The sequence below is a fragment of the Pseudomonas sp. 31 R 17 genome, assembly GCF_900004915.1.
In the GTDB taxonomy this organism is placed as follows: domain Bacteria; phylum Pseudomonadota; class Gammaproteobacteria; order Pseudomonadales; family Pseudomonadaceae; genus Aquipseudomonas; species Aquipseudomonas orientalis_A.
The window spans coordinates 34,916-41,522 of record NZ_CVTN01000087.1 but is presented as its reverse complement, the minus strand read 5'-3'; the positions used below and the strand labels follow the sequence as shown (position 1 = coordinate 41,522).

Below are 6,607 nucleotides of genomic sequence, written 5' to 3'. Positions count from 1 at the left end.
AGAGCGTTTTGCTTACTTTTGCGCTTTTCAAAAGTGAGCCGCTGTAAAAGCGGAACCCATAGCAGCCGTGACCGCAGAAACGGATATGTACTCGTTCCAATCCAACATCCCGGACAGCCCAGAGACCGCCATCGGGGGCAAGCCCCCTCCCACAGGGGCCCGCGTGGTACCTAAACGTTGTGTAGATACTCACGCCCCTCCCACATTTGAATGGTGTCTGGCTTCAGAGTCCCCGGTACTTTTCGTTGAGTGCATACAGGATCGCGCAGGTCTCCGCATCCAGGCGCCCGGCATAATCGCGCGCCCGAAAGTGCATCTGAAACGCCCGGGTGCGCTGTTCAAAGGCCTGGCGATTCCAGGCCGGTTTGTAGCCATAGCGCTGGAACGCCCGCTCGACTTCCACTTCCGGCGGCAACCCCATGCAAAACCGCCGTTGGTACATCGCCCGGGTGGCTTCGTCAAACCAGGCGCCTACCCCGGCTTCATGCAGGCAGCGCCAGGGTAGCCGGGGGCCCGGGTCGCTCTTGCGCCAGTACGCCACATCCGAATGCCCGAGAATATCCACCGGGCCGATGTGCGGGTAGCGCTCGAGGATGTCGCGCATCAACGCAATCAACACCTGCACCTGTTCCTCGCGATACGCGGGAAACGTGAACACGCCTTTGTCGTCACGCGCCAGGTTGACGATTTCGATGCCGATCGCGCGACTGTTGAGGTTATCCCGCCCGCCCCAATGGCTCGCCCCGGCATGCCAGGCACGCTTGTCCTCGCCCACCAGGCGAAACACCCGCAGTTCGTCATAGCCGGCGGCGCGATAGGCGGGTTCATCGGGATCGGGCAGCAGGTAGTGAGCGCTGACCCCATTCTGCGTCAGGGTGCGCAAGGATGAGTCAAAGGGCGCCGCCGTGTAGTGCAGGATCACCTGCGCCACGGGCTCGCCGTTACGTTCGTTGAAATCCCGGGCAGGGAAACTGGTATCGATGACCAACATAAGATCCGTCCTTTTCAATACGGGCCGAATCATTCGGCCCTTTCAAGCGCAAAAAAATTACCGCCATCCTGACGATTTGCAGGTCAGGCGAGCGGTAATTATTTGGCACTTGCAGAAAAGCGATCAGCGTCGCAACGGCATGCCCAGGTCAACGCGCAGGCCATCGGCCTGACTGTCGAATGTCAGCGAGCACGCGCAGCGCTGGACGATCGCCTGAACGATCGCGAGCCCCAGGCCACAGCCTTCGCTGCTGCCGTTGCGCCAGAAGCGTTGGGTGAGGTATTGCAGGTCCTCGCTGGAAATCTGCGGGCCATGGTCGCGCACGCGGAACACCACCTTGTCAGCGCTGCAAGACACGTTCAATTGCACCCGGGTATCGGCCGGAGTGTGGCGCAAGGCGTTGTCCAGCAGGTTGCGCAAGGCCGCCACGGCCAACCCCACAGGCATCTCCACCGGCGTGTCGACGAGGCTGTCCGCCAGGATCAGGTCGATGCGCGAATTGTCCCCGGCGTGGGCATCCTGGATCGCCAGGCGGGCGACTTCCTCGGCGCTGGACTGCAACCCATCGTCAAACGACAGGCTGCCCTCCACCCGTGCCAGCAGCAACAGTTGCTCCAGGGTGCGGTGCAGGCGGTCGGCGCCTTCCTCGGCATGCGCCAGGGACTGGTCACGCGCCGCGCCCTCGGTCATGCGCGCCACTTGCAGGTGCGTCTTGATCGCCGTCAAGGGGCTGCGCAGCTCATGGGCGGCGTCACCGGTGAGCCGGCGCTCGCGCTCGATGGTCTTGGCGATGCGTTGCAACAGCTGGTTCTGGGTGTCGAGCAATGGCTTGAGTTCACTGGGCAGCGGGTGGATCTGCAACGGTTCAAGGGAGTCGGCGCTGCGGCGCATCAAGGCGTCACGCATGCGGTTGAGCGGCACCAGACTCTGGCCGATGCCCAGCCACAGCAGGCACAGGCACCCGAGCAAGGCCACGCCGACCGGCACCGAAGCCGCCAGCAGGATCGACAGGTTCAGCGCCTCACGCTCCACCTGACGGTCGGCCGTGGTGATCAGCAGGTCACCCTGGGACAGGGTGAAACTGCGCCAGCCCACCCCATCGATCATCTGGTCGCGAAAACCGCTCTTGCGCGACTCCAGCCCCTCATCCGGCGTGGTATGGCTGCGCGCCAGGACTTCGCCGTGCAGGGAACTGACCTGGCAGGCCATGCCCCCCGGTACGCTGAGTTGTTCGCTACGCAAATGGGTGCCGGCGCCGACGCTGGCCAGGCCCGGCATCTGTTCGGTCAGCCCGGCCACCATGCGCGCCGAGGCGACCAGCCGCTGGTCGAGGGAAAACATCATCTGATTGCGCAGGTCGTTGAGCATCCAGGCCGCCGCCAGGGCCCAGATCACGACAAAAGCGGCGCCGAGCTTGAACGTCAGGCGCAGGCGCAGGCTCTTCACGAAGCATCCTCTCCCGCATCGGCCGGGCCCAGGCGATAGCCGAGGCCGCGTACGGTCTCGACGATGCCATTGCCCAATTTGCGCCGCAGGTGGTGGATGTGCACGTTCAGCGCATTGCTTTCCAATTCGTCGTTGAACCCGTAGACGCTGTCCTTGAGCTGCTCGCTGGACAATACGCGGCCCTTGTTGTGCAGCAAGGCCTGCAACAGCGCTTGTTCACGGCGCGACAGGTCCACCGGCTGGCCACCCAGGAAGGTCTCGCGGCTGCTGGGGTCATACGCCAGGCGGCCATGTTCGATCAGGTTGACCCGGCGCCCCGCCACGCGGCGCAGCAGGGTTTGCAGGCGGGCGGCGAGTTCGCGCAGGTCGAAGGGCTTGAGCAGGTAGTCATCGGCCCCCGCCTGCAGGCCGTCGACGCGGTTGGTCACCGAGTCACGGGCGGTGAGGATCAACACCGGGATCTCCAGGCCCTGGCTGCGCTGTTGCTGCAGCAGTTTCAGGCCGTCTTCGTCGGGCAGGCCGAGGTCGAGCACCATGATGTCGAAGGTGGCCGCCCTGAGCATCGCCCTGGCCGCCGCCGCCGTGGCCACGCGTTCAACCGTGAAGCCCTGGGCGGTGAGGCCGGCCACGATGCCGCTGGCGATCAGTTCGTCGTCTTCGCAGACCAGTACGTGCATGCTGAACCCTTCATGAAAGATGCGGGTGATTAGAAAACGCACGGATTAAGCGCGCATTATGCCGCTAACTTCATAACACCCGATAACTCCTACACTCTAGAATAGCGCCGGTTAATCATCGGTTAATCAACGCCACACATTGTGTGCCTCACTTGCATCGAATTAAGGCTGGACCATGCGGTATCTATTTACTTTTCTGCTGGTGTTGCTGGCGGGGTTCGCCCAGGCCGCACCGGGTAACCCGTTCGAGTCCAAACCCGATTTCCTCCCGGTGGGCAAGGCCTTCACCTTTACCTCCGAGCGTCTTGAAAGCGGCGAGACCCAGCTGTATTGGCAGATTGCCGACGGTTACTACCTGTACCAGCAGCGCATGAAATTCGACGGCCTGGCGCAAAAGCCCGTGCTGCCCCTGGGCGAAGCCCACAGCGATGAGTTCTTCGGCGAACAGCAAGTGTATCGCCAGGGCCTGGAAGTGAAGCTCCCGGCCGACGCCACCGGCCAGGTCAAGCTGGGCTGGCAGGGCTGCGCCGACGCCGGCCTTTGCTATCCGCCACAATCGATCACCGTGGACCTGGGCGGCAACCCGGCCGTCGCCGCCACCGCGCAGGCCCAGGACGAAAGCCTGGCCAGCGGCCTGCAACAGCGCAGCCTGGGCTGGAGCCTGCTGATCTTTTTCGGCCTGGGCCTGTTGCTGGCGTTTGCCCCGTGTTCGTTGCCGATGCTGCCGATCCTTGCCGGCCTCGTGGTGGGCAGCGGTGCCAGCCCGCGTCGCGGCTTTGCCCTGGCCGGCAGCTACGTGGTGTGCATGGCCCTGGTGTATGCCGCGCTGGGTGTGATGGCCGCGTTGCTGGGCGGCAATCTGGCCGCGCTGCTGCAAACCCCGTGGATCCTCGGCAGTTTCGCCGCGCTGTTCGTGATCCTCGCCCTGCCGATGTTCGGCTTCTTTGAATTGCAACTGCCTGCGTTCCTGCGCGACCGCCTCGACACGGTCAGCCGCCGGCAGAGCGGCGGCAGCCTGGTCGGTGCGGGCATTCTCGGTGCGTTGTCCGGTCTGCTGGTGGGCCCGTGCATGACCGCGCCCCTGGCCGGCGCCCTGCTGTATATCGCCCAGAGCGGCAATGCGCTGCACGGCGGGCTGATCCTGTTCGCCATGGGCATCGGCATTGGTATCCCGTTGTTGTTGCTGGTCACCGTGGGCAACCGCTTCCTGCCCAAGCCGGGCACCTGGATGAACGTGCTCAAGGGCGTTTTCGGTTTCCTGTTCCTCGGCACCGCCGTGCTGATGATTCGCCCGGTGGTCGGCGAAAGCCTGTGGATCGGCCTGTGGGGCGCACTGGCGCTGGTCATGGCCTATTGCGGTTGGACGCTGGCCCGTGAATACGGGCTGGCCGCCAAGGTGTTCGGCGCGGCCTCCCTGGTGCTGGGCCTGTGGGGCGCGGTACTGGTGGTGGGCGCGGCGGGTGGCAGCGATGAGCTGTGGCAACCGTTGAAGGTCTACAGCGGCTCGCGGGTCGCTGCCACAGCCGACGCTCACGATGCGTTCACCACCATCAACGACCCGGCCGCCCTGCAAAGCCAGCTCGACAGCGCCAAGGCCGAGGACCAATGGGTGCTGGTGGACTACTACGCCGATTGGTGCGTGTCGTGCAAGATCATGGAAAAACAGGTGTTCGGCAAGCCGGAGGTGATGGCCGCCCTTAAGGATGTACGCCTGCTGCGCCTGGACGTCACCGCCGACACTGCCGCCAGCCGCGCACTGCTGGGTCGCTACAAAGTGCCGGGGCCACCGAGTTTCGTGTGGATCGGTCCGGACGGCAATGAGCGCCGCGCCCAACGCATCACCGGCGAAGTGGATGCCGCCGCCTTCCTGCAACGCTGGACGCACACCCGAGACGCGCGCTGATGCTGACCCTCACCATCGGCACCTTCGCCATCGCCCTGAATCACATTCTGCTGATCAGTGCGCTGATTCTCGCCACCCTGGTGGGCTGGCGCGTGGCCAGGCGTGGCGGGGAAAACCCTGAATCGGTGCTGTTCAGCCTGTTCCTGCTGGGCATGCTGGCCGCCCGTGTCAGCTTTGTACTGATGTACTGGAGCGATTACCGCAACGACTGGCTGCAGATGGTCGACCTGCGCGACGGCGGTTTCCTCGCCTGGCCCGGCGTGATCGCGCTGGTGCTCGGTGCGCTGGCCTACGGCTGGCGGCGCCCTGCCCTGCGCAGGCCACTCGGCGCCGGGGTGATCAGCGGCCTGGTGTTCTGGGGCATGGCCAGCCTATCGCTGAGCCTCTACGACAAGGGCTCGCAACTGCCGGACATCACCTTGCGCGATGCCAACGGCAATGTGGTGCAACTGGCCGACTACAAAGGCGGCCCGCTGGTGATCAACCTGTGGGCCACCTGGTGCCCACCGTGCCGTCGGGAAATGCCGGTGCTGGAACGCGCGCAACATCAACGCCCGGATGTCACCTTCCTGTTCGTCAACCAGGCCGAGAGCATGCAGAGTGTCAGCACCTACCTGGCCACCCAGGGCCTGAACCTGGACAACATGCTGTTCGACGCCGGCGGCCGCCTCGGCCAGGCCGTCGGCTCCATGGCGCTGCCTACCACCTTGTTCTACTCGGCCGACGGACGCCTGATCAACAGCCACCTGGGCGAGCTGTCCCAGGCCAGCCTGGCCCGCGCCATGGAACCCTTCGACACCGTCCCACAAAGGAAACCCACATGCCTCGCCTCCGCCACCTGCTGACCCTGCTGCCGCTGACGCTTGCCGCCACCCTGGCCCAGGCCGAAGACTGGCCGGCCCCGATCAAGCAAATCGAAGCCAAGGGCGCCAAAATTCTCGGCCAATTCGACGCCCCCAGCGGCCTGACCGGCTATGCCGCGCAGTACCAGAACCGCGGCATGGCGCTGTACCTGACCGCCGACGGCAAAAGCGTGATCGCCGGCAACCTGTACGATGCCCAGGGCAACGACCTGAGCAGCGCGCCCCTGGAAAAACTGGTGTACGCGCCGATGTCCAAGGAAGCCTGGGCCAAGCTGGAAAACAGTAGCTGGATCCAGGACGGCGACAAGAACGCGCCACGCATCGTCTACCTGTTCAGCGACCCCAACTGCCCCTACTGCAACATGTTCTGGGAACAGGCACGGCCATGGGTGAAGGCCGGCAAGGTGCAACTGCGCCACATCATGGTGGGGATCATCCGCGAAGACAGCCCGGGCAAATCCGCCGCACTGTTCGCCGCCAAAGACCCGCAGAAAGCCCTGGAAGAACACGAAGGCGCCGGCAAGGCCAGCAAACTGCAAGCGCTGAGCAAGATCCCGGCGGATATCGAAGCCAGGCTCGATGGCAATATGAAGTTGATGGAGGACCTGGAGTTGTCGGCGACGCCGGCGATTTTCTATCTGGATGACAAGGGTGGGTTGCAGCAACAGCAGGGGGCGCCGTCGCCGGATAAGTTGGTGAAGATACTGGGGCCGAAGTAATTATCCCA

The 6,607-nt window shown here is 64.3% G+C and carries 6 protein-coding genes; 3 read left to right on the top strand and 3 right to left on the bottom strand.

The window, feature by feature from the left end; all coding sequences use genetic code 11:
• Positions 1-223: 223 nt before the first annotated feature.
• The 3 genes from BFP89_RS26385 to BFP89_RS26375 all read right to left on the bottom strand — a co-directional run bounded on the left by BFP89_RS26385 (position 224) and on the right by BFP89_RS26375 (position 3,114).
• Positions 224-991, bottom strand: a complete 768-nt coding sequence (locus BFP89_RS26385; RefSeq protein WP_065888375.1) for an N-acetylmuramoyl-L-alanine amidase — start codon at positions 989-991, stop codon at positions 224-226.
• A gap of 123 nt (positions 992-1,114) precedes the next feature.
• Entirely contained in the window at positions 1,115-2,437 is a 1,323-nt protein-coding gene (locus tag BFP89_RS26380; RefSeq protein ID WP_065888374.1) for an ATP-binding protein, read from the bottom strand.
• Entirely contained in the window at positions 2,434-3,114 is a 681-nt protein-coding gene (locus BFP89_RS26375) for a response regulator (protein ID WP_065888373.1), read from the bottom strand. The genes BFP89_RS26380 and BFP89_RS26375 overlap by 4 nt, the downstream gene beginning before the upstream one ends.
• Before the next feature lie 175 nt (positions 3,115-3,289).
• Between BFP89_RS26375 and dsbD the strand changes: the two genes are divergently transcribed.
• From dsbD to dsbG, 3 genes are read left to right on the top strand one after another with little or no spacing between them, the layout of a single operon-like run.
• The gene (gene dsbD, locus BFP89_RS26370) at positions 3,290-5,017 is read left to right on the top strand and encodes a protein-disulfide reductase DsbD (RefSeq protein WP_065888372.1); all 1,728 of its coding nucleotides are present in this window, start codon (positions 3,290-3,292) and stop codon (positions 5,015-5,017) included.
• On the top strand, positions 5,017-5,862 hold the full coding sequence (locus BFP89_RS26365; protein WP_065888371.1) for a TlpA disulfide reductase family protein: 846 nt from the start codon (positions 5,017-5,019) through the stop codon (positions 5,860-5,862). Before dsbD ends, BFP89_RS26365 begins: the two co-directional genes overlap by 1 nt.
• A complete protein-coding gene (dsbG, locus tag BFP89_RS26360; RefSeq protein ID WP_065888370.1) occupies positions 5,838-6,599 on the top strand; it encodes a thiol:disulfide interchange protein DsbG in 762 nt (253 codons plus the stop codon). Before BFP89_RS26365 ends, dsbG begins: the two co-directional genes overlap by 25 nt.
• Positions 6,600-6,607 lie beyond the last annotated feature (8 nt).

What these genes read in the sequence shown, in the direction of transcription:
- BFP89_RS26365 (WP_065888371.1), top strand. Translation starts at nt 5,017, where the DNA reads ATGCTGACCCTCACCATCGGCACCTTCGCCATCGCCCTGAATCACATT.
- BFP89_RS26385 (WP_065888375.1), bottom strand. Translation starts at nt 991, where the DNA reads ATGTTGGTCATCGATACCAGTTTCCCTGCCCGGGATTTCAACGAACGT.
- dsbG (WP_065888370.1), top strand. Translation starts at nt 5,838, where the DNA reads ATGCCTCGCCTCCGCCACCTGCTGACCCTGCTGCCGCTGACGCTTGCC.
- BFP89_RS26375 (WP_065888373.1), bottom strand. Translation starts at nt 3,114, where the DNA reads ATGCACGTACTGGTCTGCGAAGACGACGAACTGATCGCCAGCGGCATC.
- dsbD (WP_065888372.1), top strand. Translation starts at nt 3,290, where the DNA reads ATGCGGTATCTATTTACTTTTCTGCTGGTGTTGCTGGCGGGGTTCGCC.